The sequence below is a fragment of the Caldimicrobium thiodismutans genome (assembly GCF_001548275.1).
Classification (GTDB): domain Bacteria; phylum Desulfobacterota; class Thermodesulfobacteria; order Thermodesulfobacteriales; family Thermodesulfobacteriaceae; genus Caldimicrobium; species Caldimicrobium thiodismutans.
The window spans coordinates 610,292-627,242 of record NZ_AP014945.1 but is presented as its reverse complement, the minus strand read 5'-3'; the positions used below and the strand labels follow the sequence as shown (position 1 = coordinate 627,242).

Genomic DNA, 16,951 nt, shown 5'->3' with positions numbered 1-16,951 from the left:
TTTTGATGAGGAAGATGCCTACATAATGTCAATAAAGTTTTGATCTTTAATAGTTTTTTAGATTTTATAAGCTAATACGCATTTTTTACCATTGACTTAATTCAAAATCTTAATTATATTTTAACATATGTCTCTTACATTTGGAATCTGTCCTTGTGACACGGAGAGAAATCCAGAGTACTGGCAAAATTTTACAAAAATATTAACGAATCTCTTTCAAAAAGAATTTAAGCCCTATACATTTAAATCCTTTGAACAGGAGCTTACTTTTTTGCAAGAAAAAGAGCCTGATCTTTATCTTGCCTCTCCAGATGTAGCTATCCTTTTAATGGAAAAGGATTACATCCCCCTTTTTCGGTTGGCAGGTGAAGAGGATAAGCTAATTCTTGTATGCCTCAAAAATTTTCGTAAAGGTAAAAAAGTCTTTAAAGTTGGTCTTCCTGAGCTTAATTTCTTTTATCTTGGAATTCTGCTTTCTTCTTTACCCATTGAAAATATTGATATAGTCTTTGTCAAATGTTTTAAGGAAGGACTTGAAAAACTCTATAATAAGGAGATTGACTTTTTATTTTTGTATGAGCGCTTTTTTAATGATCTTCCTCAGAATCAAAAAGAATTTCTTAAAATAGAGGAAACAATCTCCGTTCCCTTTTACCATTTTCTTATGTTTAAAAAGGCTTTCTATCAAAAATATAAAGATTTTATAGATAAAATTGAAAATATAGACCATTTTGAAAAGGCCTCTAAAGAGGAAGTTCAAAGACTTAATAGGATCTTAAAAAAAATTCTTTTTTTATCCATTTTCTTCAGAAATAAATCTATACTTGAAAATCTTTTAGATCACCCTGGACTTATAATAGCAGCCTATCAAGATCGATTCATCTTCAGTAATAAGGGTGGCCTTGAAGTTACTGGCTATACCCTTGAAGAGATATTAAACATGAGCCCCCTTGATCTTGTCTATGAAGAGGATAGGCCTTTAGCTGAAAAAATACTCAAAAGAAGACTTAAAGGTCAAAAATTTCCTTTTTTCTATCCAGATTTAAGAATAAAACACAAATCTGGGAAAATAATTCACCTTTTTTGTTATACCCAAACGATACATTATAACAATAAACCCACAGGTCTTATCATCGGAATTGATATTACTCGTGAGAAACAGCTTGAGACCTTTAATAAAATTCTCAAAAAAATTAACGAAATTATTATAAAATCTAATCAGGAAAAAGAGATTTTTGAAAATTTATGTAAGACCCTTACTGAGACCTTTCATCTTGAGCTTACCTGGATTGGAAAAATAGAAAAGGAAGACCCTATTATTACTTTTATTTACTCTTATGGTAAAGAAATAGACTTTCCAAAAAAATTATGTATTCCTTACTTACAAAACTTAAAAGAAACTCATCCAGCTCTTATTGCCTTAAAAAAAGGAGAAATAACTATTAATGAATATACACCTAAATTTCCATTTCCTGAAGATTTTAAAGAGGAAATGCTTAAAAGAAATTTTCTTTCTTGTGTAGCTATCCCCTTTTTCAAATATGGAAAATCCTATGGTGTATTAAGCCTCATTTCTTCTGTTCCTTATTTTTTTACCGAAGAAATAAGAGAGATTTTAGTGGAAATCCAAAAAGATATATCCTTTGCCCTCGAAAAGATTGAATTACAAAAGGAACATCAACTTCTTTTTCATGTAATTGAACAAAGTAAAGAATGGGTTGTTATAACTGACCAAAATGGAACTATTTTATATGGTAGCCCCTTTGTTTCAGAAATTTCAGGCTATTCTCCCGATGAAATCCGCGGAAAAAATCCTCGTATTTTTAAATCAGGACTTCACAGTCAGGAATTTTATAAAAAATTATGGGATACTATTCTTTCTGGTAAGACCTTTTCAACTGTTATTATCAATCGAACTAAAGATGGGAGCCTTTTCAAACTTGAAGAGGCTATCCATCCCATTAAATTACCGGATGGAGAAATCAGATTCATTGCCATAGGCAAAGATGTAACAAAGGAAGAATATCTTATCAAAGAAATTGAATACTTCAAATTCTATGACCCATTAACAGGACTTTATAACTTTCCCACCTTTAGCTTTAAAGTAAATGAAAAAATAGCAGAGGATAAAAATCGTCTATCTGCTCTTCTTTTATTAGATATACAAAATCTCTCCTGGATCAATTATACCTATGGAGTTACTGGAGGGGATGAGGTTATAAAAGAAGTTGCAAAGCGTTTAAAAAGTATCTTATCAGAAAAAGATATTATAGGAAGAGCAGGAGGTGATGAATTTGCCCTATGGATTTTTGATCTTCCAAGAATAGAAATTATTAATAAAATAGTTGAAAAAATCAAATTTTCTTTTCAAAAACCAATAATTTTTGAAAATAATTTTATAAAACTTGAGTATAATCTTGGTCTTGTTCTTTATCCAAGAGATGGCTCATCTTTTGAAGAACTTTATGAAAAGGCAACCCTTACTTTAAATACAGCTAAAAAAGAAAATATAACCTTTAAGTTCTATAATTCTGAACTTGGTAAACAATTTGAAAAATTTATTAAGACTGAAGAAATTATTCAAAAAGCATTTAAAAAGAATCTTTTTATTTTTTACTATCAACCCTATATAGAACTTTCAAACTATAAAATTGCTGGAGTTGAGGCCTTAGTGCGCATTAAAGAAGATGAAAAGCTTTATCCTCCATCAGAATTTATTGATTACCTTGAAAATTCCCCTTATTTAAGGCTCTTTGAAGATTGGGTTCTTCAAAAAGCCTCTGAGCAAATTAAAAAATGGAATTTTAATTTTTCTATAAATATCTCTGCCAGAACCTTTTTTGAAGAAAACTTTATTTATCGCATAAAAAAATTACCCAAAGATAATTATCCTTATTTGTGTCTTGAAATTACAGAAAGAACGGTAATTAGAGATATAAATAAAGCTAAAGAAATATTAACAATTCTTAAAGATACAGAAAATTCTATAAAAATTGCTTTAGATGATTTTGGGACAGGTTATTCTTCTCTTATTCATCTAAAGGAACTTCCTGTTGATATTATAAAAATTGATCGTTCCTTTATTTCAGATATGATGTTTGATAAAAAAGTGATGTCTTTAGTAAAGGGACTTATTGATCTTGCCCATTCCTTTGGAATAAAGGTCTGTGCAGAAGGAGTTGAAACTAAAGAACAGCTTCAGGCCCTTGATATTATGGGATGTGATTACGCTATGGGTTTTTATATCAGTAAACCCCTTCCTGAGGAAGAGATAGAAAGGTTGCTTTTTTCTAAAGAGAGATTAAAATTATTGTAGTTTCAAGTATTCTGGAGGGGTGCCCGAGCGGACGAAGGGGTGCGACTGGAAATCGCATGTACGGGGCAAAACCTCGTACCGCGGGTTCGAATCCCGCCCCCTCCGTATCTGTAAACTCAATTTAACTTAAAACTTATAGGAACTTTTATTCTTACTTCAACCTCTGGTCTCGGGAAATATTTTGAGACCTTAAGCAGGGTTTCTTTGGCAGCTCTGTCAAGCACATCAAATCCTGTGGATTTCTGAATTTTAATCTCTTTAATCTCACCAGAGGGAGTGAGCACAAAGCTTAACACCAGATCCCCCTGCCAGCCCATACGCCTTGCAAGATAGGGATACTCAAGATGCTTTCTGAGAAGCTCTGAAATAATATGTAATTTCTGGGAAAGATATTGCTTTTCTCTGTCATATTTAGAGCCCCCCTCCTCTCCATGGGAGATTTTTGTAACCCTGGTTTCCCCATCTTTTGAGCCATGGCCTATTCCCCCTTTCTCAACAGAAGAAACCTCCTTAAAGCTCTGAGCTGAAACCTGTGAAAGAGCTGAACCATGAAAAGCCACATTTTTAACCTGATCCGGTGAGTCTTCATGGGAAATCTTCTCCTTGACCTCCTCTTTTAAAATCACCTTCCCTTGATCTGGATCTAAAACTTTGGGAGTTTGCTCTATTTTTTCAGTTTTTTCCTCCTTCTTTGGAGTTGCCTTTGATATAGACTTTAATGTAGAGTGCTTTGCTTGAGACTCAAAAGAAGTATTCTCATCTTTTATTTCTTGAAAATGCATCTCAGAAAGATCGATCTCAAGAATCTCCTTTGAGGGTGCTTGATAGAGCCCCAAAAAAAGAAAATAAGAGCCCAAAAGGAAAAGAAAATGCAAAAGCGAAGATAGGCTTAAAGCTCTGAAAGAAAGCATCTCACTTTTGAATGGTTTTTATAGATATCCTACTTAGGTGGTATTTTTTTAACAAGTCTAAAAGATTAACAAGATTTTGAACTGCAGAATCCCTATCAATATTTATCACTATGGGAGTTTCTTCTGATAGGGAGCTAAGAAGCATTTCAAGGTCCTTTAAAGTGATCTCTTTATCTTCATAGATTATTTTCCCATCCTTTGTGGCTGTTAATTCTATAGCTCTTTTTTGGGGAAGCTCTTTGGTATATTTTGTTTCCGGAAGTTTTAGAGGTAGGGCTTTAATGGAGATAAAAGTTGCGGTAACAAGCACAATGGTTAACAAAACCAGCATAATATCCACAAGGGGGATTACATTAATGTTATCAAATTCTTTTTCTTCCATTTTTATTCCTCACCTTGCTTAATTTCAAAGGAGGAGAGGATTTCCTTTACCTTTCGCAGAAGGTAGTTATACATTACAATATTTGGAATAGCAACCATTAGGCCAACGGCTGTGGCCTTTAAGGCTAAAGCAAGGCCCTGCATAATCTTTGCAGTATCGGCAAGACCAGTTTCTCCTATCTGATAAAAAGTAAGCATAATTCCAAGCACCGTTCCAAGAAGCCCCACATAAGGAGCATTTGATCCCACGGTTGCTATCACATAAAGTCCCTTGGTAAGTTCCATCTCAAGCTCTTTTTTATGTCTAAATTTTTCAAGTTTTATTTTTTTAAAGGTGCTTCTTCTTTCAAGAAAAAGGGCAAAGGAAATAACACTCATAAAAAGAAGAACCCCAATAATTCCATAGTCAATTACATATTTCAAACTCTCCATAGCCTTTCTCCTCCCTTAACTCCCAATGAGTTGGTTTGGCAAAAAGCCCTTGCCTTTTGATCTCCTTTTAATTGGCAATTCTTAAAATTTTTACTAAAGTGGTTTCACTTAAATTTTCCATCTTAAAGTAGTGAGCTCTTAGCATTTTAGCAAGGTCTTTTGCAAGTTCAAAACGGATAAGCTCTCTTTCCTTTTCTGTATCAATAACAATACCCGTAATTCCCTTAATTTTTGCAATTTCTTCAGATAAAATTTTTATCTCTTTCCAGGGGTCCCCCTTTGGCTTAATGGGGATATTGGCTTTGCCATCTGTAAAAAGAAGAAGCAAGATATGATCTTGGGGATGGGAAGACTTATAAATTTTTATCGTTTTCTTTGCAAGTTCAAGCCCTGCAGAAAGGGGAGTATTTCCTCCTACTGGAAGGTCCTTAAGGACTCTATAGGCAAACTCAAGGGAATTACTGGGTGGAACAAGAAGCTCGGCTCCAAATTTTCTAAAAACTATGATAGCCACTCTATCTCGCCTCCTGTAAGAAGACTTAAGAAAATGAAAAATAACTCCCTTTACATATTTCATTCGCTGATGAACTCCCATAGAACCAGAACCATCTACAACAAGCAAAAGAAGAGTCCTTCCCTTTCCCTCTCTTTTTGAAAATCTTAAATCCTCTTTCTTAATGATTATTTTTCCATTAAAGCCTCTGACTTTTTGATAGGGAAGGCTTGCTTTGAGAGTCTCGTAAAGGTCAATTTCCCTTCTTTCACCCTGGAATTTTATTCCTATTTTGCGAAAGGATGATGATTGGCTCTTTCCCAAAAGCCTTTTCCCATGGGAACCCACCTTTTTGCCCTTGAGAAGAAATTCAGAAACCCCTTGAGGCATAATTATTGGGAAAACTTCTTCCTTAGAAGAAGATGGCTTTTGAAGATTTTCCCTTTCTTCTTCTCCTTTTTCTTCACTTACCTTACCTTTTGTATCCATTGAAAAATTGAAATTTCCCACTTTTTCATCCTTAGGGCTCTCTTCAGGCTTAATTTCTCTTCTTTGAGACTCCTCTTTTTTTTCTCCTTTGCTCTCTATATCCCTTTGTTTAGGTTCTACAGGTTTTTCTTCTTTTAATTTTTTTCTATGGGTGAAGACTAAGGGTGCTAGGAAGGAGAGATACTCCTCTTTTATGGACTCTTCATTTTTTAAAGCTGTAAAGGCTCTTGCAGAGAGAAGAAGGATGATTTCACTTCGGTGGGATAGAGCCCCTTCTTTTAAGGCAAGATTTACTGCCTTTTCCCACATAGACTCAGGGATCTTTACCCTTTTTAAAAGATTTCTTACCAGAATTATTTTTCTTAGGGCCCTTTGAGAGGGCTCTTTCTCATCATTTAAATTAAATTTTTCTTTCAGTAGATCCTTGCGAAGCGCTCTATTTCCAAAGGCCTCAGTAAAGGCAATAAGTCCTATTTTTTCAAGGTAATGGGGGTTTATCTCACCCTCAAGGGGATTATGGGTAGCAATAAGGGTAAAAGTATGGATCTTACTAAAAATAATAGATAGAAGGGATTCAGAGAGAAGATAAAGGTCATCTACAAGTAAATATCCCCCTTTAACCTTAGATAAAATCCCTTCAAAGTTGATAATTTCTCCTTTTTCTAAGGTTCTTTCAAGATCAAGGCCTCCAAGAAGATTTTCTTCACTCACCCCCAGGGGAAGATATTCACAGGGTAAACTTAAGGCCTTGGCCATTTTGTAAAAGTTTATAAGAAGTTTTGATTTTCCTGTGCCAGACTCTCCAAGAATTAGTGCTCCGCTACAATTTGGATCAATGAGATTAAGCACTAAGGCAAGTTTTACACTCAGATTTCCCTTTATTTCTGGAAAAAAGGTCTCTTCAAAGTCTTTCCAAAAGTTCATAGAGTCTCTCCTTTTCCCTTTCTATGTCTTCAAAGGGAAGTCTTTTAAGTCGGTGCCTTAAAACCATAAGTCCTGTCCTTTTGAGTTCTTCCTTGGTAATCTTTTCCTTTCCCTCAAGGGATGCAAGGGCTCTACTTGCCTTAATCCAGGTGAGATCCCCTCTGTGGCCATCAAGTTTTAACTCTGTTGTTATTTCAACTACCTTTTCATAGATCTCTTCAGGAACTTTAACCTTTGACAGATTTTCCTTGGCAAGATAAATTTTTTTTGCAAGGTTTTCCTGCTCCTTTCTCCAGAGATTTATGAAACTTTCTGGGTCTGTATCAAAGGAAAGACGCCTTTTTAGAATCTCTTTACGAAGCTCTTTATCTTTTATGGCATGCACCTCCACACAGAGGCCAAAGCGATCAAGAAATTGAGGTCTAAGTTCGCCCTCTTCAGGATTCATGGTTCCCACAAGCACAAAACGGGCAGGATGGGTAAAGGAAATTCCCTCTCTTTCCACCCGGTTTATCCCCATAGCAGCTGAATCAAGAAGAAGATCTACAATATGATCCTCAAGAAGGTTAACTTCATCAATATATAGAAAATTCTGGTTTGCTCTGGCAAGAAGGCCGGGTTCAAACTTTTTCTTTCCAGTGATAAGGGCATATTCAAGATCAATGCTTCCAAGAAGGCGATCTTCAGTAATACCCAAGGGAAGTTCAACCATTTCCATTTTTACCTTGATTTTTTCCAGGGGTTCTCCCCTTTCAAGTTTCTCCTTGCAGAGATCACAGTAAGGACCATGGGGAGAGCATCGAAAAGGGCAATTAATTACCTCAAGGGGTGGAAGAAGATCAGCCAGAGCCCTAACTACAGTGCTTTTCCCGGTTCCCTTTTCTCCCATAATGAGAACTCCGCCAATTAGAGGATCAATCACATTTAAAATAAGAGCGAGTTTAAGTTCTTCCTGATCCACAATGGCTGTAAAGGGATAGATTACCCTAAAAGGTTTTTCATCTTCTCTTTCCAAGTCTCTACCTCCTCAGCCGTAATAATATCTATGCTACCTCCTTGAAAATTCCCTTTTAAATCCCCCATTCCCTCTTCAAGCCAACCCTCTATTTCAAGATAAAGTTTCTTTAAGTGTTCCTTTACCTCTTCAGCGGGATCCCAAAGTCCTCTTTCCCAAGCCTCAAGAAGTCTTCTTGCTATCTCTTCAAGAGCCCAGGGATTATTTTCCTTAAAAAAGTTCCTATTTTCTTCATTCATAAGAAAGGTTCTTGCAATATCATCAAAGATCCAGGAATCCACCTCTTTGGTTGTTGCTGACCAGCCATAAATCCTTCCCACTCTTTTAGAAATGTCTCCAGCTCCCTTATATCCATGTCTTTTCATTCCTTCTATCCATTTAGGGTTTAAAAGTTTCGTCCTCACCACTCTCCTTAATTCTTCTGCCAGATCTCTCACCTCAACATGATCAGGGTCTCTTGTATCTCCATAATAGGTTTTTACTTCTTTTCCAGATAGATATCTTGCGGCAGAGGTCATTCCTCCATGGGTCCCAAAATAGCAGCAGCATCCGAAAAGATCATATTCGTCAGATACCACCTTGTTATAGGTAATATCCACGGTTTTTAAAATATTGGCAAACTCTTTGTGTTTTGCCTCACCCCAGATACCTTTTCCATAAGCATAGCCATTCCAATAAAGAAAAACTTCTGCAAGGTCCTTTTCTGTCTTCCAGGCTGAGGCATAAACTGCAAGCTGAGTTCCAGCCTGATAGACCCCTGGCATGGAACAGAAAATCCTCAAAGTTGCTGACCTAAAATCTCCACCATTAGTTTTAAGAATTTCTAACGCATGTTTTTTAACAAAATTCATCTCTTCAGGTTCATCTAAACTTGCTACAGCTTGTAGAGCTTCATCTATTAATTCTATACACATGGGGAAATTATCTCTTGTTATTCCTGAAACCCTTATGGTTACATCAATTCTTGGTCTTTTAAGCTCGTCTAAAGAAATAATCTCAAAACCCTTTACCCTTCCGTTTGAAAGCCACTTTGGTTTTACTCCAAAAAGCCAAAGAATCTGTCCCATTCCCTCACCATCAGCCCACATTATATCATTTGCCATCCAGAAAATAGCCACATTTTCAGGATACCTTCCTTCTTCTTGAAGATGTTTTTCTATAAGTTTTTCAGCAAGCCTTTTCCCAACCTCAAAGGCTGACTTAGTTGGAACTCTATGGGGATCAAGACTATAAAAATTTCTACCTGTCGGTAATACATCATCCCTTCCTCTGGTTATAAGTCCCGAAGGCCCTGCTGGAATATAACCCCCATCAAACCCTTTCAATAAGGCCTCAATCTCCCTTGATTCCTCAATTCTCTTATTTAAATCTAAAACTTTTTCCCTTATAGCTCTCCAATGGGGCTCTTCCCAATTTATGCTTTTTAATTTTTCCTCTTTATTCATAGGCTATTCCCTCCTGCTTTAAAATCTCTGCTACAACCTCTTTCCCGAGTCTATCTATTTCCTCTAAAAGAGCACCAAAACTTTTCCCTGTCCTTTCATCAACTTTTTCCTTATAAGAGAGAAGTTCTTTTAAATCGTATCCTAAAAGTTTAGCAATTTCCTTTCTTAAACTTATTTCTTCTCCTGGATCGTATCTTAAAATGGAATAGATAAACTCAACCCTTCTTTTCCCTTCTGGCAGTTTTCCAAAAATATGCATACCGTCCTGTATTTGAGTATTCCTTATTAAAGAAAGCTGAGAATGCAAAGCAGATACAATTTCTTCAAAAGAAATTTCATGGGTTTCCTCAGGAGAAAGCTCAGAAAGTGCTTTTTTCTTACCTTTATAAAACACTTTTGTAGAAACATCCAATTTTGCTTTTTTAACTGCCTCCAAAATCTGGTGTTCAAGAGTGTGTTTTAAAGCAGGATCCTTTCTTTTTGCACTTTCATATTCTCCAAGGAGTCTATCAAGTTCCTCAAGTTCTTCATAAAGGCCTGATTCAGTAAGAACAGTTTGCATGTGATCTACAAGCACCGCACAGGATCTTCTTTTAGCAATGGTTCCTTCAGGAGGGTTATCAGCATTATAAATATAAAGGTGAGGCACTGTGTCTATTCCTATATCAGGAAAACAGGCTGAACTTAAAGCAACTCCCTTTCCAGGTAAAAATTCTAAATTCCCATGGGTTCCCACATGGACTATAGCATGGGCTTTAAATTTTCTTGAAAGCCACTTATAGGTTGCTATATACTGATGAGGGGGAGGCACATCTGGATCGTGAAGTATTTTACAGACCTGACCATCACATCTTGGTCCTGCACATCCCCTTTTTGGCTGAACACAAACTACCACATTTCCGAATTTTACCCCTGTGATCACAATTTTTCCTTCATAAACCATGGCAGGTGGTATTCCATTTTTGTATTCCCCAGGAGGATTCCCCCAGGCTAAAATCATCCTTTCCCTTGTTTTTTCTGGAAGCTCTTCAAACCATTCTAAATACTCTTCTACCTCAACTAAAGCAAGTGCTCCTCCTTTGCTAACAATTTCTTCAACAGTTGTCCAGCGAAACTCAGAAAGGGCTTTTTTATTCATAATTTCCTCAATAAGAGCTTTACCGCTCTCAGGCGGGTAAACTTCGTAACCTACTTCTTTCATCCTTTTCATAATTTGAACTACCGACTCAAGGCTATCAAGATGAGCTGCTGAACCAACTGTTGCCTCAACAGAAGCACAGGGATTATTATGAAGAATAAAAGCTATCCTTCTCTCTTTGGGAGGGGTCCTCTTTAACTCAATCCATCTCTCAATTCTTTCTACAAGTTTTTTAACTCTTTCTGGAATAGGCATGCGCCTTCTTTCATCTGCCTCTCCTTCAACCTGACCAGCAATAATTATAGGCTCTATAACCCCTTCAAACTCAGGCATTGCTATTGCCCATCCTATATCAAGATTTAACTCCTCTTTTTCCCACTCTTCTATGGTTTTATAATAAGAAATAACTGGTGCTAAAACAGGCACATTAAGTCTTTTTAAAAGCTCAACCCCCCTCTCAGCCACTTCCTTTTTTTCAAAACCTACCTCTCTACTGCTCTGAATGAAAAAGAAAATAAGCTTTATGAGGAGATCAATTCTTGAATTTCCCTCTTCATCTATTAACCATTCCTCAATAATCTCTCCTGTTCCCCTTGTTCCAAGAGATTTATCCTTAATAGAGTAAGCAAAAATAGGAATTACATTAAAACCCTTGGCTTCAAGTTCTGAAATAAGTAAATTCTCTACTTCTAAGTTATCGTTTATCCAATAATGTCTTGAAAAAAGAATTCCAATAGTTGGAGCTTTTTTGGGTTTATACCAGGAAAAATAATCCTTTATGTCTTTGAAAATTCTTTCTGCCTTAGGATGATAAATTCCTTCCCAGGGTATTTCTTCAGGTTCTCGATATTCTACAGGAAGCCATAACACCTCCTTTGCAAGAAAGTAAAAGAGGTTTTCTATATTTTCCTCTCCATTTCTCAAAATATACTCTTGAGCCTTAATCAATATTTCGGGATTTACGGTGGAATAGGTCCAAAATGAAGGATCACTTGAGAGATAGACAATTTTTTTACCTATTTTTCCCTCTCTTATTTCTTTTTCTAAGATTTCCCAAAAGCTTTCTTGAGTAGATCTATAAACTAATAAAAGATCACTACTCTTAATCTCATTTAAAACTGCTTTTAATTTTTCACCTTCTTTTTCAAGAACTCGTGCAGAGTAAACTTTTATATTCAAATCTTTAATTTTTTTAGATATCTTATAAAACATGTTATAATAAGATTGCCAAGTAATAACAATGATTTTCATTTTTTAGTCCCCCACATTTTTATGTTATATTTCTAAATTTGGATATACAAAAGTTAATTTTTCATTATTTAAAGTTTCTATTGGTATTTCATAAACTTTTTCAAGTATTTCTTTTTTAATTACTTCTGAAGGGCATCCATTGTGAAATACTTTTCCTTTTTTTAAAACTACAATTTTATCAGAAAAAAGGCTTGCAAGATTGGGATCATGGAGGGTCATTATAACTGTGAGATTCTTTTCTTTAGCGAGTTTTTTTACTGTGTTTAGAACTATGACTTGATTTCTAAAGTCTAAGTGACTTGTGGGTTCATCCAGAAGAAGAACGGGTGCCTCTTGAACAAGAGCTCTGGCAATGAGAGTAAGCTGTCTCTCTCCACCGCTAATTTTAGTATAAGCTTTATCTTTCAGATGTTTAATTCCCACAAGCTCTAAAGCCTCCTCTGCCTTTTCATAATCCTCCCTTTTTGGGCTTGAAAAAAGTCCTATATAACTTGCTCTTCCTGTAAGAACCACATCTAATACTGAATAGGAAAAAGGTGGCTCATGCTCTTGAGGAACTATGGCAAAAAATTTAGCTCTCCTCTCAAAGGAAAACTTATCTACTCTCTCTCCCTGAAATCTAATTTCTCCCTCATAATCATTCCATATTCCAGAAATACATTTAAAAAGGGTTGATTTCCCAGCCCCATTAGGTCCCAGTATAGTAATAATTTCCTTAGGGCTTGCAGTAAAGATAATCTCCCTTAAGATTTCCCGATTTTCACCCTTATGTTTAAAGGTTAAATTTTTTACTTCAAGCATTTTATTTTCCCCAAGCTTCTTTCCCACCTCTTTTCATAAGATAGATAAAAAAGGGAGCACCCGTTAAAGCCGTAATAATTCCTACAGGAATATCAAAATTTGTAATAGTTCTTGAGAGAGTATCTGCAGCAATCATAAAGGCTCCTCCTCCACACAGACTAAGTGGTAAAAGCACTTTGTGGTCTGGCCCTACTATCATTCTTATAAGATGGGGAACCATAAGCCCAACCCAGCCAATTATTCCGCAAGCAGATGTGGCTATTGCAACTGCTAAGGCTGAAAAAACAATAAAGAGAGCTCTTTCTCTTGCTACATTGATACCGAGCATTTTAGCCTCTTCCTCTCCCATACTTAGCACATTTAACCTCCAGCGCATAAGTAAAAGGGGAAAGATTCCAAGAATAATTCCAGGGAGAACCCATTTCACAGTTTGCCAGTCTGAAAGGCTAAAACTTCCCATAAGCCAGTAAACAATACTTTGAAGTCTATGAGGATCAACAATAAATTTAACAATTGAAACAAGAGCTTGGAAAAAGGCTGAAACTATAACTCCAGAAAGAACAAGGGGAAGTCTACTTATCTCACCCTGAGTCCTTGCAACAAAATAAGCAAGAAGAACAGCTAAAAGAGCAAAGACAAAAGCCATAAACTGAATAGGAAATATTTCTAAAAAACCTATAGTTATGGCACATCCAAAGGCAGCTCCTGCTGAAATCCCAAGAATAAAGGGGTCAACAAGGGGATTTCTAAAAATAGCCTGTAAGGTTACTCCTGCAGAAGAAAGACTTGCCCCAACAAAAAAGGCCATAATAACCCTTGGAAGTCTTATATCCCAGACAATAGTTTTTTCTGGAATATCTCCAACTTTATAAATATGTAAAATTTCATTGACAAGAATTTTTAAAACAAAAAAAGGACTTATGTGATAGGCTCCTAAAAATAACGCCACCCACCCTACTAAAATAGGAGAAATAGCAATCACTAATCCTCTATAACTTTTCATATTTTCTTACCTCTTTAAAGGAAAGGCCAAAGACCTTTTGGTAGAATTCATCAACCATTTTTTCAAAATTCACATCACCAAAAACTTCAGGATAGGTCTTTATTGCCATATAAAGAACAATGGGTGCAAGCCTTGGAGACCAGGTTGACCAATGAGGAAGCTTGTAAACCTTTCTTTCTCTTACCGCCTTTATAAATTTCCACTGAGAATTGTTATAAATCCAAGTTTCATCATAGCCAGCAGACCCCCAAATAAAAATTATATCCGGGTTCCAATTAATAATCCTCTCAACTGAGACATCTGCATTTCTGGAGGGAATTTCGGCTCCTACATTTATCCCCCCAATTAGTTTTATAACATCATTGGTAATCCCGATTCTCCCAGAAACAGTTGTGGGCTTTCCTCCAAGATGGAGAACTTTCTTTCTCTTATTAGTCTGAATTTGTTTAGCTCTTTCACTTATAAAGTTTAGCATTTTCTCCATTTCAGCTATTACCCTTTCTGCCTGATTTTCCTTTCCAAAGAGCTTCCCATGAAGTCTAATAACTTCATAAAGCTCGCCAATACTTTCGGGCCAGATAGCTATAACCTTTACACCTTTTGATTCAAGAAACTCTATAACCTTTGTGTTGTAACTCCAGGTAATAACCACATCAGGATTTAATTTCAAAATGGCCTCTATATTTAAATTTGACCCTGTTCCAACAGTTGGCTTTCTTACCTTTAAACCACTAAAGACAAAGGCCTGATAAACACTACAACTTTTTTCTGCCCAGTCTGAAACTCCTGCAACCTGATCCCAAATATCAAGAGCTGGAATAAGCTCAGGAGTTATAGCTATAACTGCCCTTTTAACAGGAACTTTAACAGTTACTTTCCTCCCAAGAACATCAGTAACACTTAAGGTTTTAGCAAAACCTTCTTCAGTTAAGCAAAATATAAATATAATTAAAATTAGAATTTTAAAGTAAGTTCTGCAAACCATGATGCACCTGGTGCTTTGTAGTAATAATAATAATCTCTATCAAAAATATTATCTCCTGAAATAGAGAAATTTATCCATTTATTTACCTGATAACTTGCTCTTACATCAACTACAAAGTATTCATCATAAGAGCCATAAACCCTTGATTTTTTGTCTTTATTTTCGTCATCCATATACCATTTATCTCTATACCTTCCCACTACATAGAAAGACCATTTACCTCTTTTAAACTCAGCACCAATATTTCCCATCCAAAGGGGGAGATAAGTAAGCCTTTTCCCTTCAGTTTGAGGTTTTACTTTGTTTTCTTTAATTTCTGAGTCTGTATAAGTAAGATTGACAAAGAGCCTTAATCCAAAATCAAATTTCTGTTCAAGGCCTGCTTCAAATCCCTGTGACATTGCAGACCCAACATTGATTAATTCCTGATAAGTTGCATTAACTGTTTTTCTGTAAATAAGGTCTTCCATATCATTATAAAAATAGGTAAAACTTAATTTGGCACCCTTCCAGAGTTTTTGCTCTATTCCAAGTTCATAGGAAGTTGTAGTTTCAGGCTTAAGATTTGGATTTCCCGCATAGGTGATACCCCTTGAGGTAGTCCAGGTTCTATAAAGTTCATAAACTGTTGGAGGTCTAAAGGCCTTTCCTATGGACCCTCTTAAAAGGGTTCCTTCAAAGGGCTTATAAACAAGAGAAACCTTTGGAGAGAAGGACTCTTCAGTGTTTGAAGGATACTCCTTGGGATAACCTGGCGTTCCAACTTGATTCACATAACCATCATAGGTCTTCCAGTTATCATATCTTACCCCAAGATAGGCAGTTATTTTTTCTGTTAACATAATTTCATCTTGAGCAAAAACTGACCAGGTTCTTGTTTTTCCTTTGGATTGATACTTAAGTTTTACTGTTGAGGTTTCATCCTTCCAGTTTTTTAAGTATTTCTCTTTAGTGTCTGCATACTCCCATCTATAAGCAGAACCAAAGGTAAGAATTTGATTATTAAAAATTGGCACACTAAACTGAAGGTCTCCCTGAAAGGCTTTTTGAGGAGTATTAGTGACATAACCACACTGTTCAGGAGCAGTTCCAGGAGGGCACCCTTCAATCCTTGCGCCACCTCCTACAGATACATACCAATCCTTTTCAGCAGTTGTGTAAGAGAGATTTAACTTGGTTTTAAGTTTTTTGAATAATTCTGTTTCAAAAAGGGCACCCCAGATGTTCTGAACCCTTCCACCTGCGCCAGGAAGATAAGTATATTCAGAAACCATCTTAAATTTTCTATTATCAATGGTGGTATATTTCCATGTGTCATCATTAAAAACTAGATTTCCGGAAGCATCTCTTAAATAAGTATGAGGTTCATCATAATTATATTCATAGCGATTTCTAAGATAAGTTAGCCTAAGTCTTGTATTTTTATCAAACTCATATTGAGCCTTGATAGTTATACCATCATCCCACCATCTATTATCACCTTTGTCCCCAATTAAATACTGAAGATTACCATATCTATCTTGAGTTATACGCCATCCAGAAAGATAATTCGGTGGCGGGTCAATACTTTTATATTCTCCCCCTGGTCTAATATTAAAATCTGTAGGATATCCGTTGGTATCATGCCTTCCATAACTTAAAAAGAAGCTAAATTTTCCCATTTTATCTCCATAACTTACATATACCCTTTTTAAATCATCCATAGCATCTCCTCTATCAAAGGAGGAGCCATATCCAGCTTTAATGGTAATTTCTCTTTTTTCAGGCATTTTAGTAAGAAAATTAACAACCCCTCCCATAGCATAGCCACCCCAGAGAGAAGAAAAGGGCCCTTTTACTACCTCAACCCTTTCTAAATCCTCCGGGAAAAAACCACCTAACTTAACTCCTCCTGTATAGGCATTATTTAAGGGGATCCCATCTAACAAGATAAGAGAGCGTTTTTGTTCCCCAAACCCTCTAAGTTGAATGGAAGCTAAGGTATCCATAAGACCCTTTCCTCTCCTTATCATCACCCCAGAAATATCATTTAAGGCCTCATCAATAGTCTTTGGCTTTTTTAATTCTATTTTCTCCTTGGTTACTACATTCACACTTGCAGGAGAGGCCTCAACAGGGATTTCTGTTCTTGTTGCAGTAACCACAACCTCAGGCAGTTCTTCAGCCTTCTTTACTTCCTCTTTCTTAACCTCCTCAGAAAATCCATGCCCTGCAACTATCAAATTTGCTATTGATCCTAAAACTGCAAAACTTATAAGATATCCCTTTTTCATACTCCCCTCCCACCTTTGATATTATTTTTTGAAGATTAATAAAAATTAATGCTACGATTTTAAAATGAATAGCATTTGAAATTTTTTTCACAAG

The 16,951-nt window shown here is 36.0% G+C and carries 12 protein-coding genes and 1 tRNA gene; 2 read left to right on the top strand and 11 right to left on the bottom strand.

The window, feature by feature from the left end:
* Positions 1–127 precede the first annotated feature (127 nt).
* Both THC_RS03085 and THC_RS03080 read left to right on the top strand, forming a co-directional pair.
* The gene (locus THC_RS03085; RefSeq protein ID WP_082706255.1) at positions 128–3,316 is read left to right on the top strand and encodes a bifunctional diguanylate cyclase/phosphodiesterase; all 3,189 of its coding nucleotides are present in this window, start codon (positions 128–130) and stop codon (positions 3,314–3,316) included.
* 13 nt (positions 3,317–3,329) lie between these two features.
* A tRNA-Ser gene (locus tag THC_RS03080) sits at positions 3,330–3,421 on the top strand.
* 11 nt (positions 3,422–3,432) lie between these two features.
* Here THC_RS03080 and THC_RS03075 read toward each other — a convergent pair.
* The 11 genes from THC_RS03075 to THC_RS03030 all read right to left on the bottom strand — a co-directional run bounded on the left by THC_RS03075 (position 3,433) and on the right by THC_RS03030 (position 16,857).
* Positions 3,433–4,227, bottom strand: a complete 795-nt coding sequence (locus THC_RS03075; protein WP_068513169.1) for an energy transducer TonB — start codon at positions 4,225–4,227, stop codon at positions 3,433–3,435.
* Position 4,228: 1 nt separating this feature from the next.
* On the bottom strand, positions 4,229–4,609 hold the full coding sequence (locus THC_RS03070; protein WP_068513167.1) for an ExbD/TolR family protein: 381 nt from the start codon (positions 4,607–4,609) through the stop codon (positions 4,229–4,231).
* Between the two features lie 2 nt (positions 4,610–4,611).
* A complete protein-coding gene (gene exbB / locus THC_RS03065; RefSeq protein ID WP_068513164.1) occupies positions 4,612–5,040 on the bottom strand; it encodes a TonB-system energizer ExbB in 429 nt (142 codons plus the stop codon).
* 67 nt (positions 5,041–5,107) lie between these two features.
* The gene (locus tag THC_RS03060; protein ID WP_068513161.1) at positions 5,108–6,946 is read right to left on the bottom strand and encodes a VWA domain-containing protein; all 1,839 of its coding nucleotides are present in this window, start codon (positions 6,944–6,946) and stop codon (positions 5,108–5,110) included.
* Entirely contained in the window at positions 6,924–7,961 is a 1,038-nt protein-coding gene (locus THC_RS03055; protein WP_068513159.1) for a magnesium chelatase ATPase subunit I, read from the bottom strand. The genes THC_RS03060 and THC_RS03055 overlap by 23 nt, the downstream gene beginning before the upstream one ends.
* Positions 7,928–9,406: a cobaltochelatase subunit CobN gene (locus THC_RS09690; RefSeq protein ID WP_197650990.1), complete on the bottom strand. Its 1,479-nt coding sequence runs from the start codon at positions 9,404–9,406 to the stop codon at positions 7,928–7,930. Before THC_RS09690 ends, THC_RS03055 begins: the two co-directional genes overlap by 34 nt.
* Positions 9,399–11,795: a cobaltochelatase subunit CobN gene (locus tag THC_RS09685; protein WP_197650988.1), complete on the bottom strand. Its 2,397-nt coding sequence runs from the start codon at positions 11,793–11,795 to the stop codon at positions 9,399–9,401. The genes THC_RS09690 and THC_RS09685 overlap by 8 nt, the downstream gene beginning before the upstream one ends.
* A 24-nt stretch (positions 11,796–11,819) precedes the next feature.
* On the bottom strand, positions 11,820–12,596 hold the full coding sequence (locus THC_RS03045) for an ABC transporter ATP-binding protein (protein ID WP_068513155.1): 777 nt from the start codon (positions 12,594–12,596) through the stop codon (positions 11,820–11,822).
* A gap of 1 nt (position 12,597) precedes the next feature.
* A complete protein-coding gene (locus THC_RS03040) occupies positions 12,598–13,599 on the bottom strand; it encodes a FecCD family ABC transporter permease (protein ID WP_068513153.1) in 1,002 nt (333 codons plus the stop codon).
* Positions 13,586–14,584 (bottom strand): ABC transporter substrate-binding protein, encoded by a 999-nt coding sequence (locus THC_RS03035; protein WP_082706254.1) that lies wholly within the window; start codon positions 14,582–14,584, stop codon positions 13,586–13,588. Before THC_RS03035 ends, THC_RS03040 begins: the two co-directional genes overlap by 14 nt.
* A complete protein-coding gene (locus tag THC_RS03030; protein WP_068513149.1) occupies positions 14,554–16,857 on the bottom strand; it encodes a TonB-dependent receptor plug domain-containing protein in 2,304 nt (767 codons plus the stop codon). The genes THC_RS03035 and THC_RS03030 overlap by 31 nt, the downstream gene beginning before the upstream one ends.
* Positions 16,858–16,951: the final 94 nt, after the last annotated feature.